Origin of the sequence: Streptomyces sp. NPDC048171 (assembly GCF_043202655.1) — a bacterium.
Lineage (GTDB): Bacteria > Actinomycetota > Actinomycetes > Streptomycetales > Streptomycetaceae > Streptomyces.
The window spans coordinates 375,393-392,607 of sequence record NZ_JBIDAU010000001.1 but is presented as its reverse complement, the minus strand read 5'-3'; the positions used below and the strand labels follow the sequence as shown (position 1 = coordinate 392,607).

The window sequence follows — 17,215 nt, the reverse complement described above, 5'->3', positions numbered from 1 at the left end:
GCCAACCACGCTCCGGAGAAGCCCGAAACGGCGCCCACCGAGGCGCCGAAAAGCCCTGCTAGCGCTGCGTCCAATGCTGCACCTACTCCATCTAGGGACATGCGGTCCGGGCAATACAACCAGAAGGCGACACACGGGAGCACGAGGCGATGAAGTCTCGCTGACTGAGCCCAGTCAGGACACAGCTAGAAGGGCCAGATGAGGAGGGCTCTACTCTCGGTCTGGCCCTTCGCATAGTTTGAGGCGCTGCCGTGCGACACGCGCCTTAGGGAGTTCGATCGCAACTCGGCACCAGCGGGGCGCCTCCTGGTCACGTTGGCCATGCCAGACTGCCTGGGAGTTCTGACGCCTGGCGCCCTTGATGTCACTCGCGGTTGTCAGAGCGGGGCAACCGCATGCGCTCGCTGACACGATGGTCCCGTGGTTGACCTGGAGCGCATCAAAGCAGAGACCGTGGCGTACTTCCGAGTACTCGATGAATCCGTCACCCAGCGGCACCACTTCCGCCACGCAGATGAGGAAGGCGGCCTGTGGTGCATCGAGGCCGTACCTGACCGCGGTGAGGTGGTCGTCATCAAGCAAGCCGAGCTGACTCCGGCCGGCCAACTCCGCCGGTACAGCTGGGAGCACCTGGAGGACGAGTACGGCTTCCTAACAGACCAAGCGATCGATCCTGAAGAGGATCCGCTGGAAGCCATCCCGGCCGAAGAGTTCCTTCGCGTGTGGACTCGGTAAGCGGGCTGGACAACCACTTTAGGAGAGAGGCTGAGTGATCTCCCTCCTGAGCTTCGGTTTCATAAGGCGAAGAAGCGGACGGGTACTCGCCCAAGAGGCACCGGTGTTGACCGTGGCTGACCCCTGCATCTGGCACGGTCGTGGCACGAACTCCAGCCGACGACAGTCAGCCACGCCGGCGGGTGCGCCGACCAACCAGGTGCGCGTATGCCTCGCTGTACCCCCACTGGCCTTCACCACGTTGCCAGTGCCGTCGACCAAAGCAAGCCGCGATAGCGGGCACGAGCTGACGATGTCTGAGCCCTCAGTTTGGGAAGCTAAGGCCATCTGAGTCCTGCTTTGTAGCTGATCTGCGACTGCTGTCGGCTCTTGGTGTGAAGCGGCTGGTTCCCAGGTGTTCCCCGTGTATCCCCGCACAATCTGGCACGGGTCTGACACGAGAGATGCGGCCGCGTGGCACGTACTGCCGCCGGGCAACATCGGGAGGACAATTTGCCATATGGTCAACTTGCAGTTGCCCGCCGACGTCGACGAGATCATGCACTACATCGGCGAGGCCGCCAAATTGTCGGGCTACCTCAAGTGGAATGAGGAGGCCAAGCTCAAGGCCGACATGATGAACGTACGGCACCGTTGGGTGTCCCGGGTTTCCGAAGAGGCGCTCCGGAAGAAGTGTCGAGCGGTCGACCTTACGGACGCGGAGACCGCCAAGATTCTTGAGTATCTCCGCAAGATTCAAGACGGCCGGCAGTTGGTGCCTCACAAGATGTACCGCGCGTTCCGCTTTACTCAGGAGCCGGCATAGGAGGCCGACGCAACGGTGCCCAGCACGAAATTGATCACTGCGACACCCAACCCTCGGTCGACAGCGGGCACCGCCGTCCACGCGGACAGTGGATTCTTGTGAGTGAGTCTGCTGCACAGCGACCACGCACAGCGCGACAGGCCTAGCGCGTGTCTGTCTGACGTTTGTTGGTCAGTTGATCGGATGTGTCTGTCCGATCAGTGATCATTGATCACGAGACATACAAGCAGCGAAACACCGTCGAGCGGTGCATCAACCGCCTCAAGCAAGCACGCGGCCTGGCCACACGAACCGGCAAGCTCGCGATCGCCTACCAGGCCGCACTCCACCTCGCGGGCATCCTCAACTGGACCCGACGCTGACCAAAGAGACAGAACCTAGGTGGGGGGAGCACCTGCAGCATGGCACGGAGAGAGCGCTGAGGGCTTCCGTCACGCACTAATTCGACTATGCTCGTGAGCGGCTGCCGCAGTCTTCCCAGTGTGCCGCTATATGGCGACGAAATACCCAAAAAGTGCCACGTAGACCAGACCGAATAACACCGGCAGGGCTTGCTCGGTGCTAGTGAGACGGAAATACCTTCCGTGCTGACCAGAGCGCACAGAAGCGTGCCACTCGCCCCTAGAATAAGCTCGGGCGGGTAGCCTTTCCTCAAGGACTTCAATAACCGCATATTTTGCCCTGTTGAGCAGACGGTATGACCGCAGTGTGCAAAACCAGACGAAGCATGCCCCACACATCACGAGCAATGCAACTACTGGCACGAAGATCCCAGTCTCGCTGGTGAGCTTCGAGGATACTGAGGTGATGACGCTGACCACGGCCAGGTTCAAGGTCAAGAAGAAGGAGTTGACGAGGCCCCTACGGGCGCTCAGTCGGTCAGCCATCTCGACGCAGAGCTTGTATTGTTCAAGAATGAGCTGATTCTGTAGGTCTGCGGTATCGGAATTACCTTCCCGTACCACGTTGGTGTTCCATACTGCTATATGCAGCTCGCGTGACGCTTCAGACACGGGCACCCCTAAGGGCGGGCTCAAGGCCCGCCCATCGAACTTTTACAGGGAATAGTCCTCGATTTCGAGGAAGTCGCGGTAGGCAGGATGGAACTCATAGCGCTCTTCTCTTTTACCGCGCCGTGAGGCGTTTCGCGCCAGAATCTTCGCCTTCCTCAGATCATCTGCGCGATCTGGGTAAGTGAAAATCCCCTCTCGCACTTCAATGCCTAGGAAGGAGATCTTGACAAGCCCTTCAAGGAACTGGGCAGCCTGGTCTTCTTCAGTCAATCCAGAGATTGATTGAATTATCTCTAGAATCTCAGCTTTCGGCATGATTGGCAGGCAGCCAGCAAATTCATAAACTACCTCCTCTAGGTGATCCATGGTCGACCCGTACTCGACAAGCAGTGCATCGAGGGCAAACTTGCTGTAGTTTTTCTTCGCCTCCATGATGTCGGATTCTTCGACTGTCAGGTGCCGCGCATTCGCCGCACTGAAAACGGCCGCCTTACAGAAGAACACCAAGTCTCGTGGACGGTGGAGGACGGTCGACAGGATGTAGTCCAGCGTTGGCTCGCCGTCGACGCTGGGACAGAAATGCCTTTCCCACAGCTCGTTGGGAGAGGTCCCCTTTGGGCGGGCTGATAGATACCGCTCGTCTATCACGCGCTTCAGTAGTTCTGGCTGGTTCCAGTCGATTCTCTTGGTATTGATCTTGTCCGGCTCGCGAGCCTCCTTGATTACTTCATCGTAGATGTCAGACCTCAAGAAGACACTGACCGTTACGTTCACGGAGCGCAGCTTATTGTTTTCCCTCTGGAATTCCTCCGCGATCCGGCTCACTGTGCTTAGGAGGCCCACGAGCAAGACCGCTTGTGTTTTGAGTTGCGCGGATTTCATCCATGCACTGTCGAGATTGTCTACCAGCAGCGCTACGCGGTGGCGGTCACGCAGCGCTTCTCCGAGCAACTTACGGAGATTCCCGACAATGTTGCCGTGAAGTGCCTGGGCGATACGCTCGCGCTGCTTCTCGATAGTTCGGGCGGATCCATGCATCTCACGGCGAACGGACTCGATGACGCGCTCAAGCCGGACGGAAAACTCCTCGGCGATGTCGTTCTGCGCCAGATAGTCGCGTAGCCGCGCCATCGGTGTTCCGCTCCCGATACCGGCCGGCAGCCTGTCAGCCGCGGCGACAGCCTCTAGTGAGATTTCGGAGTAGAGCAGGAACCGCCAGAAGCTCTCAACGAGATATGACTGATTTCCGTCACCTCCAAGAGAATGTAATACGCTTACAAGGCCGTCCAGATCGTAATTAGTTGGCCGGACGACACAGACCAAATTCCGCTTATCGTCCCGCAGGACTTGCGAGGCGCGGATCATGTTCGCCGATTTTCCCATGCCTTTGCGCCCGACGAACACGACGCTGCTTTCGCTCAGGATCGCCTCATATTCCGCTGTCTCAACGAAATACTCATCGAGGGTATCGGACTCGTTTTCGGCAACATAGTCGCCGAATTTTAGGTCCTTAAGTTCTGCTGCAAGTTCGACCTTCGGCGTCGGATGTGAATCTGCCATCCCCTCCTGGTTCCATGCCCGGAAAGCTTGCTCGCGCCATTGCCCTAGCTTCTCGGCAAGTCTTTTCTTGTTGTGATAGGTATAGAGAATGTCTTTGTAGTCGACCGGTCCATGGTAGTCCTCCTCGACAACCACCAGCAAAGGCCGCTCTAGCCCTCTTGCGAGCCCAGCGATAAAAGCACTCCGAGCGTTATGCAGCCGATTCCTCTCATGCCTCTCGCCTGACATCTGAAGAAGTGTAGCGGCTGAGGAATAAACGGCGTTAACGTACCAAGCCAGTGGGGCTGATCCCTGTTCCGCTGGATCGGCGATCGTTACTTTTGTTCCGAGGTCTCTTTCTTTGCTGACCATCCTTCGGAGATTTCGCTCCGATTCCGAGGTGTGATAAGTGGGAACGTAGAACAGTGAGTTCCTCGCGGTCCGATCCAGGGCCTGGGACACGTCATCCCATAGCGTCTTTTCGCTTGCCTCTTCAATGCCGGTCATAAATTTTGCGGCGAGTTCGCTGCCGGTTTCGTAGAAGATGCATCCGATTGTCGAGAAAATATCGAACGCTCGCCAGTCGCGCATCGTCTCCGGAGTTTTGCAAACGGATAGGACGATGTGCTTGCGTTGACTAAAGGCGTAGCCCACTTCGAACAGAACGTTCTCACTTAGAGTGGTGACATCAAAGAGGCAGATCGTGCTATCGTCGATATCCTGAAGCACCGTCTCAATGATAATTCTGCCAGTAGCAGGATTCGCCTCCCATGTTTTCGCTTCGGCAAAACGGCTCTTGTTTATTAGGGTCGCCGCCTGCTGAATCTCCTGTGAGACATCGACAGGGTTTTTTGAGTAGCCGAGAAAGACCTTGTAATCCATCTTGCCCCCCATGATCAGTGGCAGGGGTTGCGACCCCCTGATCGTTCAATGCAAGGAAGCACTCAGTCAGGAGTGCGATCTCCCCTCCCGCGCATCATTCGACTGATTTTAGGCAGCGATCAGTTGGTTGGGGAGACTTCTCGCAGATTCGTCGCAAACCTAGGTCTGCCAAGGTCGGCGGAGCGGCTTTGGCTGGTGGCCTGCCTGGTCTGGGGTCGAGCATGATCTGGGGGCCGTATGTTGGTTGGCAACGCGGGCAGTCTTTGGACCTGCCCGCAATGTGCACGAGTGGCACCTGGTCTCGCTCGACGCGGGACCTGGACCCGGGAGGTGGCTAAAGCCGCGGAGCCGACCGCCCCGGCCCCGACGTACCTCTTCTCGCATCAGGCCGCTGGCTTCTGTGTACGCGGCACGGGCGCCGGCCGGGCTGGAGCGGGGCGGAGACAGGAGCGCAGGCCCGGCCGGGGGCCGGGCCGCGCGCGGTGAGCGGAGCGAGCCGCCTTGAAGTAGGGAAAGTCTTATCCCGCTGGGATGAGGTGCTTGCCGTCGTGGCTTCGTACGTGGGGGCCCCGTCTAGGGCATCCAGGAGTCTGATCGCGTAGACCTCGGCCATGCGGCAGCTGACCTCGTCGGATGTGAGCCATGAGACGGCTGTTGACTCGCTTGAGGTGCGTTCGGTGCCGCCGGAGGGCTTGCAGCGGAAGACCAGGGCCACGATGCCGCGGGTGGTGTTCTTGTAGACGCCGCTCGCCTCCGCCGGCATCATCCCGGCCCCCGAGAAGGGCAAGCGCTACGCCGCCGCCCGCGAGCACGGCATGCACGCGCTCCGGCACTTCTACGCCTCGGTCCTCCTGGACGCCGGGGAGAGCATCAAGGCCCTGAGTCTGTACCTCGGTCACAGCGACCCTGGGTTCACCCTTCGGGTCTACACGCATCTGATGCCGTCCAGCGAGACACGGACCCGGAAAGCCATCTCCGCGATGTACCGGGCCGCCGGTCACGCTCACGACGGCCCAGAGACGATCCAGGTCGCCTGAGCCGGCCCCTCATCGGCGGGAAAGCTGCTGGTGAGGGGCCCTCTCATGCCCTCTATCGCGGACACCGAAGTGAGAGTCAATGCCAGTAGGCCGCCAAGGCTTCGCAGTCACCAACCTGCGGGCAGGATGCCGTTGGCGTATCTGTTCAAGCCAGGGGGTCACATGGGAAGCGCACTCATCGGCTTAGCCGCTGCGGTGGTTGGTGTCACGGGCACGCTGATTGCCTCCGTCCTTTCGCAACGTCACATGGCTCGCGTCCAGTCGCAAGAGTTCGCGCGTCAACAGCAGGCGACCGAAGCTCAGTGGCATCGTGAGCAGCAAGTAGCAGAGCTGAACCGTCGTCGCGATGGCTACATGCAAGTCAACGCATCTTTCCGGCGTTACCGAACCCATCTCATGAACTTCCTGTGGGATGTGCACAAGGGGTCTGTCACGCCAGATGCTCGTGAGCTGGTCGAGGAGGCTCGACGCGACCACCACTCCGTCTTCGCTGAGGCGCAGATGGTCGCCTCGCCTGCGGTGCTCGTCGAGCTAGACGGGATGACGACGGCGCTGTCTGACGTCTACCGGCGAACCATGTGTCTGGAGGAGGGCAATCCGGAGCCGGATGGGTCCTTCAACGACATACGAACAGACTTCGTTCGCCTTTGGGAGCGCTGGGAGGGGATGCGCACCGTGATGCGCGCCGACCTCGGCCTGGGAAGCATCGCTGGGGAGCCGCCCTCATCGGGTCACCGAAGCGCTCCAGCAACGGTCGATGGCCCAGGGACGGCCCAAGTTGCCTGAGGCGGCCCCTCGTCGGCGAGGAAACCGCTGGTGAGGGGCCTTTTCATGCCCTCTCGCGGCAAGTAACACCCCATCTTGCCGCACCGCCACCGCTGTGAGGAAACGCGTTCCCTGGCGCAATGCTGACCTGGGGTTTCGCGCCTTGCCGAACTAGGGTGGCGATGTGACGAGCGCACCGGAGCGCCCCCGCCCTCTCCTTTTCCTCGACGTGGACGGCCCGCTCATCCCGTTCGGGTCGTCGCCCGACCGCGCGCCGGGGTCCGTCACCGCTCCGGCCGAGGGGCATCCGCTGCTTGATCGCCTCGTCCCCGGGACCGGGCAGCGCCTCAGGGCATTGGGGTGCGACCTGGTGTGGGCGACGACGTGGGGAGAGGACGCGAACTCGACCGTCGCCCCGCTCATCGGGCTGCCGCGTCTGCCGGTGGTGCCGTGGCCGGCCGACGGGGCCGTGGCCGTCCCACGCGGCGTTCACTGGAAGACACCCTGCCTAGTCGAGTTTGCCAGCGGGCGACCGTTCATCTGGGTCGACGACGAGATCGGCGACATGGATCGACTGTGGGTGGCGGCCCAGCACCCCGGTCCCTCGCTCCTCCATCACGTCGCCCCGGCGAGAGGCCTCACGGACGCCGACTTCTCGGCACTGGCCCGGTGGCTCGACTCGTCGGGACGGGCCTGACGCCGACGAACGCCTCGAAGCAGAGCTAGCCGGGGGCTCCGTCGGCCAGCAGAGCGGCCTGTCGTTGGACCGCCGCGGCGACCCGGGGCTCGTCGTCGGTGGCGAGGAGGTCGAGGAGGGCGCCGCGGAGGACCGCGAGGGCGAGGGTGCGGCGGGTGGCGCCGTCCTCGCTGTCCCGCTCCGGCTGGGGCTGGCACGCGGCGAGGACGTCCAGCCAGTCGTGCACCGTGGCGCGGGCGAAGCCCGACCAGGCGCCCTCGGGCTCGACGAGAGAGCGCGCGTACGCCTCGGACCAGAGGCGGAGCAGGGCCCGGTGTTCGCGGGCGGAGAGCCAGGTCCAGACGTGTTCGACCGCCGGGACCAGGCCGACGGGCCGGTCGGTGCCCCGGAGGCGGTCCAGGAGCGCCAGTTCGTCCGCGCGGGCCCGTTCCAGCAACGCCCGCACCAGGCCGTCCTTGTTGCCGAACAGGAACATCAGCACTCGCGTGCTGGACCCGATGGCGTCGGCCAGCGGGCGCAGCGACAGGTCGGCCAGGCCGTGGGTGAGTACGTACCGGTAGGCCGCCTCCAGCAGCTCGACCTGGCGCGCGGACGGGGTTGCCGTTGTCGGGGACATGGGCCTAGCCTAATTCTACTGACACGGTCGTTTCAGTATCGGGGAGTAGTCGAAGCGTTACCTATGGCACGGAGTGCGATCCATGTCCGAGCGAGACCACCGGCGGCACCTCGTCATACGCTGCGCCGACCGCCCCGGCGACCTGGGCTGGGTCGTGATGGCCCACGGCGAGATCTACGAGCGGCAGTTCGGCTGGAACACCGACTTCGAAGCCCTCGTGGCCAAGATCGTCGCCGAGTACGCGGCCAAGCACGACCCGGCCACGGAAGCCGCCTGGATCGTTGAGGTCGACGGCGAGCGCGCGGGCTGCGTCCTCCTCGTCGCCGGTGACCAGCCGGGCGTCGCGAAGCTGCGCATCCTGCTCGTCGCGCCGACGGCTCGGGGGCTCGGTCTCGGCGCCCGCCTGGTCGAGGAGTGCCTGGACTTCGCCCGCCGGGCCGGCTACCGGCAGGTGACGCTGTGGACCAACGACGTCCTGGTGGCCGCCCGCAAGATCTACCAGCGCTTCGGCTTCCGTCTGGCGGACGAGGAGCCCCATCACAGCTTCGGTCATGATCTCGTCGGGCAGAACTGGATCCTCGACCTGCGCTGACGCCTGGTCAGTGACCGGCCGTGGACAGCTCCAGCCGCCGGCCCCGGAAGCGCTCGCGCAGGAGTCGGTCGTGGGTCACCACCACGAGGGTGCCGGTGTAGTGGGCCAGGGCCGCCTCGATCTCCTCCATCAGGGACGGGGAGAGGTGGTTGGTCGGTTCGTCCAGGAGGAGCAGGTCGAGGGGGCCGGACGTGACCAGGCGGGCCAGTTCGAGCTTGCGGCGCTGCCCGACGGACAGGTCGCGTACGGGGACGGACAGGTCCGCGGGGTGGAACAGGCCCAGTGCGAGCAGCGTGTCGGCGTGTTCGTCGGGGTGGCCTACGCGGCCGGCCGCGTAGGCCGCGAGGAGGGTGCGGGCGTCGAAGGCGGCTTCGGGGGCGCACTGTTGGCGCAGGTGGCCGATCCGGCGCGGGCGGCGGACGGAGCCCGCGTCGGGTGTCAGCTCCCCTGCCAGTACCTGGAGCAAGGTGCTCTTGCCCGCGCCGTTGGGTCCGGTGACGAGCAGCCGGTCGCCCGGGGCGAGTGTCAGGTGCGGCAGGGAGAGGCGGCCCTCGACTCGCACCCCTTCGAGGTGGGTTGCGGTCGCCGACTCGTCCTCGGTCGGCGCGCCTTCGACTCGGGCCGTGAAGCGGAGGGGTTGCGGCGGCGGTGGTACGGGGTGCTCCGTGAGCCGCTGCAAGCGCTCGCGCGCGTTGCGGATGCGGCTCTGGGCGCCGTGGGACCGCGAGCGCGCCCGGAAGGCGCCGGCGCCACTGAAGGCCCACGGGCCCTTGCGGGGGATCTCGGACAGCATGCCGATGCCGGAGTCCGCCAGGGCGCGCTGCCGGGCGACCTCGTCGCGCCACTGCTCGTGCTCCCACGCCCAGCGCGCCCGGGCGGCCGCTTTGGCGGTGAGGTAACCGGCGTATCCGTTGCCGTAGCGCCGAACCGTGCGCCGGTCCTGGTCCACCTCCAGCACGGTGCCGGTGACGCGTTCCAGGAACGCCCGGTCGTGCGTGGCCACGATCACCGTGCCCCGGTGACGGCGCAGGCGGGCTTCGAGCCAGGCCACGGCCTCGTCGTCCAGGTCGTTGGTCGGTTCGTCGAGCAGGAGCAGTTCGGGGTCGGAGGCCAGCGTCGCGGCGAGCGCGAGGCGGGAGCGCTGCCCTCCGGAGAGGGTGCCGAGCGGACGCGCTCCGTCGAACGGCGCGCGCTCACCGAGGCGGCGCAGGGCCACCTCCACACGCCGGTCCGCTCCCTGCCCGCCCCGTGCCTCGTACTCGGCCAGCAGCGCCGCGTACTCCTCGAACGCGTCGGGACCGGCCGTACCCAGTGCGGACTCCGCGGTCCGGATTCGGCGCTCCAGGGCGCGCAGTTCGCGCAGTACGTGGTCCACGGCGTCGCCCACGCTCGCCGCGCCGGGCAGGTCGAGGGTCTGGGCGAGATGGCCGATGCCGCCCGGCGCCGTGACGGTCAGGGTGCCGTTGTCGACCGGCTCCTGTCCGGCGAGGAGCCGCAGCAGCGTGGATTTGCCCGAGCCGTTGTCCCCGACGATGCCGACCTTCTCGCCCGGTCGGACGGTGAGGGACACGCGATCCAGGACGACTCGGTCGCCGTAGCGCTTGGTGACGTCGGCGAGGGCGATCTGAGAGGCGGGGCGGGGGGCGGGGGCGGCGTTCACGGTGGTGGCTGAGGGAGCAGGGCGCAAGGGCGGTCCTTTGGCTGGGGAGCAGGGGTGAGCAAGTTGCGGTGGCGGTGGCAGTCCGGCGGGAGCCGGAAGCGCCTTTCACCGACTGGCACGCCCGTAAAGTTAGACGATACGGTTCGTCTCGTCAAGGGTGCCGAACAAAGTCCCCGGCGCCACGCGTACGCGGCGGCCGGGGACTCGGACGGGGATCTGGAACCCGGGCGCTAGACGGTCACCGCTCGCTCTTCTTCCGGAGGAACACCAGCACCGCACCGCCGATGACCACCAGACCGATCGCCGCCCCGCCGATCAGCGGGGTCGCCCCGGAGCTGCCGGTCTCGGCGAGGTTGGGGTTCTGGGTGGGGGTGACGGCCGTGGCGGGGGCCGGTTCACCGAGGGTCTGGGTGGCATCGTCGCCCGTCGTGGCGCCCTGGGTACGGCAGTCGAGTACGCCGGAGAAGCGCTGCTCGAAACCGGCCGGGCCGCGGACGGTGAAGTCGTAGGGCCGGTCCTCCGGCAGCGGGACGGTCACCGTGCGGGTCTCACCGGCCGCGATGGTGTACTCGGCATCGAGCAGCGCGAAGGTGAACGGCTCGTCGCCCTTGTTGACGGCGGTGACGTCCAGGCCGCCTTCGGCGCAGTTCTTCTCGGCGGACAGGGCGGGTATCGCCCCCTGGCCGGCCCAGGTGGCCGTGGCCGTCGCCGCGACCGTGGACTCGCTGGAGCCCGCCAGGATCTGGGTCTGGCTGCGGCTCTCGGAGGCGAAGGCCCGGCCGACCGGCACGGTGGTCGACGCCTGGACGGTCAGCTCGGACGTGCCGGCCTCCGCATCCTCGGGCACGTCGAAGAAGATCTGGGTGCCGTCGGTGACCTCGGTGACCGGCTCACCCTTCTTGTCGACGATCCGTACGCCGCTGGTGGTGGCGTCCACCGGGGGCGTCACCGTCGCGCCGCCCGCGTTGGTGCGGACGGTCACCGGACCGATCCGCTCACCCGGGCGGCCCGAGACCGCGGGCGGGTCCAGGGTGAGCGAGGCGGCGGGCTCGGTGAGGCCGCGGGCGTTCTTCTCCAGGTAGTCGGCGAGCCGCTCGGCCTGGGGGTCGGTCGCCTCGACGTCCGTGTGGTCGGAGTAGCGCCAGATGGCCACCTGGGTGCCGGCCGCCGCGTCCTGTTCGGTGAGCCCGCCGCGGACACCCGCCTTCTTCGCGAGCTCGGCGAGATCGTTGACCTGGGGGTAGGAGTTGTCCAGGATCCAACGGATGCGGCCGGCGTCCTTGTTGGTGCCCAGCGAGGTGCCGCTCCACGGCGTCTCGTAGTACTTGGCGTCCTTCTGCGTCGGGTTCTGGATGTCGACGCAGTACGTCTGCAGCATCCCGCCGCCCTCGACGGACATCTCGAACAGGCCGGCCGGCACCTCCTGGTCGCCGTCCTCCCCGTGGATGACCGCGGTGCCGTGCGTCTTGAGCCCGCCTATCGTGGCCGTCGCGCCGCCCTGACCCCCCGCTCCGTCCTGGGCGGCGGCCGGTCCCGCACCGGTCACCAGGCCGGCGACGGCGACAGCGGACACCAGGGCCGCGGCGGCGGTACGCGCCGTCCTCCGGCCGGGCAGAGACAGCGCAGCGAGCGAAGAAAACACCAAATTCCCCTTCGAGCAGGACCCGTTGGCGTGGGGGGAACGGTCCCACCAGCAGAAGCAGCAGCCCCACAGGGCTCGTTCGGCATCCTAAGGACCTGACGGACCGTGCCCCCGGGTGATGTTCGCCCGCACGGTGATCCGAATCGGAATCGTTATCGCCGACCGACCCTGTGAGCAGGGCTTATCGACAAATCCACCCGGGTTCGTCCGGGCGCAGGGCTCGATAAGCCCGCACTTCGGTCAGTTCCGGCGGGCCACCCGAATCAGGCCACGGCGGCGGGCTCCTGGCGTGGTTCGAGGTCCGTGTCGGCCGACTCCCCCGCCGGTGTCTCCCAGTTGGGCTCCGGCCGCGGCGGGGAGGCCGAGACCTCCGGCGCCTCCGCCTTCCCGGTACGCCTGAACGCGGCCGTGCCGCGCGCGAGATCGTGGCCGATCGCCACCGCGTCGATGTCCGCCGAGGTCCAGTTCTGCCCCTCGCGCACGTCCGTACGGACCTTCAGCCTGCCCTGGACGACGACGGGGTCGCCCACCGCCAGCGACGCCGACGCGTTTGCGGCGAGCTGCCGATTGGCCCACACGGTGAAGAAGTTGGTGTGGCCGTCCGTCCAGGCGCTCTTGTCGCGGTCCCAGTAGCGCGCGGTGACCGCCAGCCGGAAGCGCGCCGACGGTCCGTTCGCCAGCTCCCGGAAGACCGGCTGCGTGGCCACGTTGCCCACGGCGCAGATCATCGTCTCGTTCATCGCGAGTCCTCCCTCCCGTACGGGCCCGTCCCGTACGGCTGCGTCCGGCGACCGCGTTCGTCACGACCGCCGCGAGGCCAGACTGCCCCGGCCGGCGCCCGGCCCGCCTAGGGCTGTGGACCGTCGCCCGCCTGTGGAGAACTCCGTCACCCGTGCGGGTGAGAGCCGCCGATCCGCTCCGAAGCCGAAGTCGAAGTTGGAGCCGGAGCCGGAGCCGGAGCCGGAGTCGGATCCGAGGCCGAATCGGAGCCGGAGTCGGAGTCGGAACCCGAGCCGGAGCCGGAGCCGGAGTCGCCGAGGCTCGCCTACCTCGCCGCCGTCCCCACCCCCATGACCCGCCCGTACTGCTCCCGCACTTCCCGGTACCGCAGCAGTTCCGCCGCCAGCGGATCCAGCACCCTGGCCCGGCCGCACCCGGCGGCCGCCTCCCGCAGCAGGCGTTCCGCCTCGTGGCCGTAGCGACGGGCCGGTCCACGCGCCGCCATACGGCAGGCCCACTCGATGAGGGGGCCGCCGATGATGCCCGCCAGCATCAGCAGCACCGGCACGCCCAGGTTCGGCGGCATGAAGCCGACGATCTGGCCCAGCAGCCACAGGCCGCCCACCACCTGGATCAGGGTCATGGACGCCTGCGCCAGCACGGCCACCGGCCACCAGCCCGGCCGCGGTGGGCGCCCCGGCGGCAGCCCCGTGCGCTCCGCCAGCTCGTCCAGGGCCTCGGGCAGCCCCTGGGCGCCGCGCACGGCCGCCTCGCGCATCGCCTGCGCCCAAGGCGCCGGCAGTCCGGCCGACGCCCGCTCGGAGACCGTACGCACCGCCTGCTCGACGCGCTGCCGCGCGGTGGCCTCCTCGTCCGGCTGGGCGCGCAGCTGGAGCCGCCCCGTGGCCGGTTCGCGCCGCTCGTGGTACCAGCGCCATAGCCGCAGCCAGGGCGTACCGCACGCGCGGTTGGCGTTGCGCAGCCAGGCCCGCTCGGCCGCGTCGCCCGCCGCGGTGGCGCCCACCGCGTCCGCGAGCCGGTCCGAGAACTCCTCGCGTGCCTCCTCGCTGAGGCCGGTCCGCCGCCCGGTGACGTACACGGAGCGCAGGCGCCGGGCGGCGGCGTCCACGTCGGCCGCGATGCGACGCGCCGGGGCCTGCCGCTCGGCCACGAACTGGCCCAGCACCTCACGCAGCTCGCCGATGCCCTCCCCGGTGAGGGCGGACAGGGCGAGCACGGTCGCGCCGGGTTCGCCGTGCTCCCCCAGCGCGATGCCGTCCTCGTCGAGCAGGCGGCGCAGGTCGTCGAGGACCTGTTCGGCGGCCTCGCCGGGCAGCCGGTCGATCTGGTTGAGGACGACGAGGGTGACCTCCGCGTGGCCCGCCATCGGCCGCAGATAGCGCTCGTGGAGCACCGCGTCGGCGTACTTCTCCGGGTCGACGACCCAGATGACGGCGTCGACCAGCTCCAGGATCCGGTCCACCTGCTCGCGGTGCTGGACGGCCGCCGAGTCGTGGTCGGGCAGGTCGATCAGGACCAGCCCGCGCAGCGGCGACTCGGAGTCGGGGTGCTGGATCGGGCGGCGGCGCAGGCGGCCGGGGATGCCGAGGCGGTCCAGGAGGCTCGCGGCGCCGTCGCTCCAACTGCACGCGATGGGCGCGGCGGTGGTCGGCCGGCGGACGCCCGTCTCGGAGATCGTCACCCCGGCGAGGGTGTTGAACAGCTGCGACTTGCCGCTGCCGGTGGCGCCCGCGATGGCGACGACGGTGTGCTGCCCGGAGAGCCTGCGCCGCGCGGCGGCCTCGTCGAGGACCCGCCCCGCCTCGGCGAGGGTCCCGCCGTCGAGGCGGGTCCGGGAGAGGCCGACCAGCTCGCGCAGGGCGTCCAGCCGGGACCTGAGGTGTCCGTCGTAGGCGAGCGGCATCAGGGCGGCCGAGGTGGCGGCGGGCCGGCTGGGCAGGACCGCGTACTGCTCCGTGCCACCGTTCTCGTCCACCCGCCGCGCGATCAGCCCGTCACCCCACGCACCCTCCCCGTCCCCGGAACCGGCACCCGAGCCGGAGCCGGAGCCGGAGGGACCACCGGGACCGGAGGAACCACCGGGGCCCGACGAACCACCGGAGCCGGACGGACTACCGGCCCCGGACGAACCACCCGAGCCGACCGAACCACCGGACCCGGCCGAACCACCGGCGACACGCTCGGCCCTGCCCACCTGCTCGGCCCTGGCCGCCCGCTCGGCTCCTCCCGCCCGCTCAGCCCTGGCCGCCCGCTCGGTCCTAGCCGCCCGTTCGGCCCTAGCCGCCCGCTCAGTCCCTCCTGCCCCTTCCGCCCCTCTGGCACGCTCCTTCCCTCCCCCAAGTTCCTTCCCTGCGGCACGCTCAGCCCGTCCCGCACCCGCACCCGCACCCGCACCCGCAGCCGCACCCTCGGCCCCACCCGCCCCTCCCCCGTCGGCCGCGCCCCCCGTACGGCCCCCGCGCCGCCGCAGCCACGTCCCCCGCGCCGGTTCCTCGGACGCGCCCTCGGCGCCGTCCGCACGCGTGGTCTCCGGCTCGGTGGCGCCCCCCGGGGCCCGGCCGTCCCCGGGCTCCGTGTCGCCGGACTGCCCCGTCCGGTCCGCCTCCTGGGTGGTGTGGTCGGTGTGCTCGGTGGGGTCCTGGTCAGTGACGGCGGTCACCGGTCACCTCTCCTTCTGCAGTACGGACAGCGCGGCGATGAGTTCGGCCTGTGGCTCGGGATGCACCTCCATCCCGTCGAGCGGCGCCAGCCGGCGCTCGCGCTCGACGTGCAGGACGCGGTCGACGTGTTCGTCGAGCAGCCGTCCGCCCCGGTCGCGCAGCCGCAGCGCGCCGTGGGCGCCGAGCCGCTCGGCGAGCCGCTCCCCGGCGACCCGCGCGCGTCGTCCGCCGAGCAGCACGGTGGCCACCAGCCCGGCCACCACCCCGGGATCCGGGGCGAGGTTCCGGTCCAGCTCGCGGACCTCGTCCTCGGCGTACTCCTCCAGCTCCCGCCGCCACCGCCGCACCGCCAGCCCGATCCGGTGCTCGGCGCTCTCCGGGGTGGGGTCGTGGCGCGTGAGTTCCGGGGCGGCCGCGGCCGGTTCGCCCCGCCACGCCTCGTCGACCCGCTCGTCGGCGGCGGTGACGGCGCACAGCAGCAGCGCGCTCAGGCTCTCCACCAGGGAGTCGAGGAGCTCCTCCGGTGAGCAGTCGAGGGGGAAGGCCCGCCAGCGCTTCAGGGCGTCGCCGGCGAGGACGGCACCCGCCTGCAACCGCCCCCGCACGCGCGCGTGCTCGCCGTCGTACGCCCCCTCGACGGCGGCGGTGAGCCGCAGCGCGGCGGCGTACTGCGCCGCGGTGGCCCCGGCCAGTTCGGGCATCCGGGACTTGAGCGAGTCCAGGATGCCGTGCGCCGTACGGGCCATGGTGTGGTGCCGGGCATCCAGGTCCTGGGCCCGGTGCACGAGCCAGGACCGCAGCGGCGCCACGGCGCTGGCCGGCAACAGCCCGCCGCCCCACGCCGATTCGGGCAGCTCGGGCACGGTGAAGCGGGGTACGTCGCCGAGACCGGCCTTGGTGAGCAGGGCTCCGTACTGCCGGGACACCTCGGCCACCACCTGGTGCGGCACCCGGTCGAGGACGGTGACCAGGGTGGCGTCGTACTCCTTGGCGGTGCGCAGCAGGTGCCAGGGCACCGCGTCGGCGTACCGGGCGGCCGTGGTGACCATCACCCAGATGTCGGCGGCGCAGATCAGCTCGGCCGCCAGGACGCGGTTGTCGGCCACGAGGGAGTCGATGTCGGGCACGTCCAGGAGGGCGATGCCCGGCGGCAGGGTGTCGGCGGTCTCGACCCGCAGCACGCGCGCGGGGTTCTCGCCGGGCAGCAGCAGGTCGTCGTCCGGTTCCCGGTGCGGCACCCACACGCGCGTGAGGTCGGGCAGCACCCGCATCCCGCTGAACCAGTGGTGGTCCTCCGGATGGCACACCAGCACCGGCGTGCGGGTGGTGGGCCGCAGCACGCCGGCCTCGCTGACCCGCTGCCCCACGAGGGAGTTCACCAGGGTGGACTTACCGGCGCCGGTGGATCCGCCCACCACGGCCAGCAGGGGCGCTTCGGGATCCTTCAGCCGGGGCATCAGGTAGTCGTCGAGCTGGGCGAGCAGCTCGTCGCGGTTGGCACGCGCGCGTGGCGCACCCGCCAGGGGCAGCGGAAAGCGTGCGGCCGCGACACGGTCGCGCAGCGCGGAGAGTGCGTCGAGCAGCTGAGGCCGTACGTCCAAGGTCACCACATGTGAAGAATGCCCAAGTTTGAGGGAATTCTGAAGCATATGAGCATGATGAGCATGTCTGCGCGCCGACCGGACACTCCGGACGGAAGCCACTAGTGGGACGTGAGCACAGTCCAGGCATAACGAGTGGACAACACCCGATGCGCGAGCGGCCAAAAGCGATGCACGATTCGTACCTGCCTGCGATTATCAGAACCGCTTCACCGAACCTCCACATCGAG

13 protein-coding genes and 3 pseudogenes are annotated in these 17,215 nt (G+C 67.9%); 7 read left to right on the top strand and 9 right to left on the bottom strand.

The window, feature by feature from the left end:
- Window positions 1–420: 420 nt before the first annotated feature.
- The 3 genes and pseudogenes from ACGF3J_RS01800 to ACGF3J_RS01790 form a co-directional block, all read left to right on the top strand.
- Window positions 421–735: a hypothetical protein gene (locus tag ACGF3J_RS01800; protein ID WP_161332496.1), complete on the top strand. Its 315-nt coding sequence runs from the start codon at window positions 421–423 to the stop codon at window positions 733–735.
- Between the two features lie 499 nt (window positions 736–1,234).
- On the top strand, window positions 1,235–1,540 hold the full coding sequence (locus tag ACGF3J_RS01795; RefSeq protein WP_161332495.1) for a hypothetical protein: 306 nt from the start codon (window positions 1,235–1,237) through the stop codon (window positions 1,538–1,540).
- A gap of 209 nt (window positions 1,541–1,749) precedes the next feature.
- Window positions 1,750–1,902, top strand: a pseudogene (locus ACGF3J_RS01790) (IS5/IS1182 family transposase); the annotation flags it as partial.
- Between the two features lie 126 nt (window positions 1,903–2,028).
- On the opposite strand, the gene ACGF3J_RS01785 reads toward ACGF3J_RS01790, so the two are convergent.
- The 3 genes and pseudogenes from ACGF3J_RS01785 to ACGF3J_RS01775 all read right to left on the bottom strand — a co-directional run.
- Complete coding sequence (locus ACGF3J_RS01785; RefSeq protein ID WP_161332494.1) at window positions 2,029–2,553, bottom strand: hypothetical protein; 525 nt, start codon at window positions 2,551–2,553, stop codon at window positions 2,029–2,031.
- A 42-nt stretch (window positions 2,554–2,595) separates the two neighbouring features.
- Window positions 2,596–4,974 (bottom strand): P-loop ATPase, Sll1717 family, encoded by a 2,379-nt coding sequence (locus tag ACGF3J_RS01780; protein ID WP_161332493.1) that lies wholly within the window; start codon window positions 4,972–4,974, stop codon window positions 2,596–2,598.
- Between the two features lie 518 nt (window positions 4,975–5,492).
- Window positions 5,493–5,728, bottom strand: a pseudogene (locus ACGF3J_RS01775) (NUDIX hydrolase); the annotation flags it as partial.
- Here ACGF3J_RS01775 and ACGF3J_RS01770 point away from each other — a divergent pair.
- The 3 genes and pseudogenes from ACGF3J_RS01770 to ACGF3J_RS01760 all read left to right on the top strand — a co-directional run.
- Window positions 5,721–6,011: pseudogene (locus tag ACGF3J_RS01770) on the top strand (integrase); the annotation flags it as partial. The pseudogenes ACGF3J_RS01775 and ACGF3J_RS01770 sit on opposite strands and share 8 nt — an antisense overlap.
- A 162-nt stretch (window positions 6,012–6,173) precedes the next feature.
- Complete coding sequence (locus ACGF3J_RS01765; RefSeq protein WP_161332492.1) at window positions 6,174–6,797, top strand: hypothetical protein; 624 nt, start codon at window positions 6,174–6,176, stop codon at window positions 6,795–6,797.
- 163 nt (window positions 6,798–6,960) lie between these two features.
- Complete coding sequence (locus ACGF3J_RS01760; RefSeq protein ID WP_161332491.1) at window positions 6,961–7,473, top strand: HAD domain-containing protein; 513 nt, start codon at window positions 6,961–6,963, stop codon at window positions 7,471–7,473.
- A gap of 25 nt (window positions 7,474–7,498) precedes the next feature.
- On the opposite strand, the gene ACGF3J_RS01755 is transcribed toward ACGF3J_RS01760, so the two are convergent.
- A complete protein-coding gene (locus tag ACGF3J_RS01755; protein ID WP_393853374.1) occupies window positions 7,499–8,089 on the bottom strand; it encodes a TetR/AcrR family transcriptional regulator in 591 nt (196 codons plus the stop codon).
- A gap of 82 nt (window positions 8,090–8,171) precedes the next feature.
- On the opposite strand from ACGF3J_RS01755, the gene ACGF3J_RS01750 reads away from it, so the two are divergent.
- Window positions 8,172–8,681, top strand: coding sequence for a GNAT family N-acetyltransferase (locus tag ACGF3J_RS01750; RefSeq protein WP_393853373.1), 510 nt, complete (start codon window positions 8,172–8,174; stop codon window positions 8,679–8,681).
- A gap of 7 nt (window positions 8,682–8,688) precedes the next feature.
- Here ACGF3J_RS01750 and abc-f read toward each other — a convergent pair whose 3' ends face one another.
- The 5 genes from abc-f to ACGF3J_RS01725 all read right to left on the bottom strand — a co-directional run bounded on the left by abc-f (window position 8,689) and on the right by ACGF3J_RS01725 (window position 16,994).
- Window positions 8,689–10,341, bottom strand: coding sequence for a ribosomal protection-like ABC-F family protein (abc-f, locus tag ACGF3J_RS01745; protein WP_393853456.1), 1,653 nt, complete (start codon window positions 10,339–10,341; stop codon window positions 8,689–8,691).
- 238 nt (window positions 10,342–10,579) lie between these two features.
- Window positions 10,580–11,983: a Cys-Gln thioester bond-forming surface protein gene (locus ACGF3J_RS01740; RefSeq protein WP_161332487.1), complete on the bottom strand. Its 1,404-nt coding sequence runs from the start codon at window positions 11,981–11,983 to the stop codon at window positions 10,580–10,582.
- A 263-nt stretch (window positions 11,984–12,246) separates the two neighbouring features.
- Window positions 12,247–12,723 (bottom strand): single-stranded DNA-binding protein, encoded by a 477-nt coding sequence (locus ACGF3J_RS01735; RefSeq protein ID WP_161332486.1) that lies wholly within the window; start codon window positions 12,721–12,723, stop codon window positions 12,247–12,249.
- A 305-nt stretch (window positions 12,724–13,028) separates the two neighbouring features.
- Window positions 13,029–14,699 (bottom strand): YfjP family GTPase, encoded by a 1,671-nt coding sequence (locus ACGF3J_RS01730; protein ID WP_393853372.1) that lies wholly within the window; start codon window positions 14,697–14,699, stop codon window positions 13,029–13,031.
- A gap of 687 nt (window positions 14,700–15,386) precedes the next feature.
- Window positions 15,387–16,994 carry a dynamin family protein gene (locus ACGF3J_RS01725; RefSeq protein ID WP_393853371.1) on the bottom strand — a complete coding sequence of 536 codons (1,608 nt, stop codon included), beginning with the start codon at window positions 16,992–16,994 and terminating at the stop codon, window positions 15,387–15,389.
- Window positions 16,995–17,215 lie beyond the last annotated feature (221 nt).

What these genes read in the sequence shown, in the direction of transcription:
- ACGF3J_RS01795 (WP_161332495.1), top strand. Translation starts at nt 1,235, where the DNA reads ATGGTCAACTTGCAGTTGCCCGCCGACGTCGACGAGATCATGCACTAC.
- ACGF3J_RS01780 (WP_161332493.1), bottom strand. Translation starts at nt 4,974, where the DNA reads ATGGATTACAAGGTCTTTCTCGGCTACTCAAAAAACCCTGTCGATGTC.
- ACGF3J_RS01765 (WP_161332492.1), top strand. Translation starts at nt 6,174, where the DNA reads ATGGGAAGCGCACTCATCGGCTTAGCCGCTGCGGTGGTTGGTGTCACG.
- ACGF3J_RS01755 (WP_393853374.1), bottom strand. Translation starts at nt 8,089, where the DNA reads ATGTCCCCGACAACGGCAACCCCGTCCGCGCGCCAGGTCGAGCTGCTG.
- ACGF3J_RS01750 (WP_393853373.1), top strand. Translation starts at nt 8,172, where the DNA reads ATGTCCGAGCGAGACCACCGGCGGCACCTCGTCATACGCTGCGCCGAC.
- ACGF3J_RS01735 (WP_161332486.1), bottom strand. Translation starts at nt 12,723, where the DNA reads ATGAACGAGACGATGATCTGCGCCGTGGGCAACGTGGCCACGCAGCCG.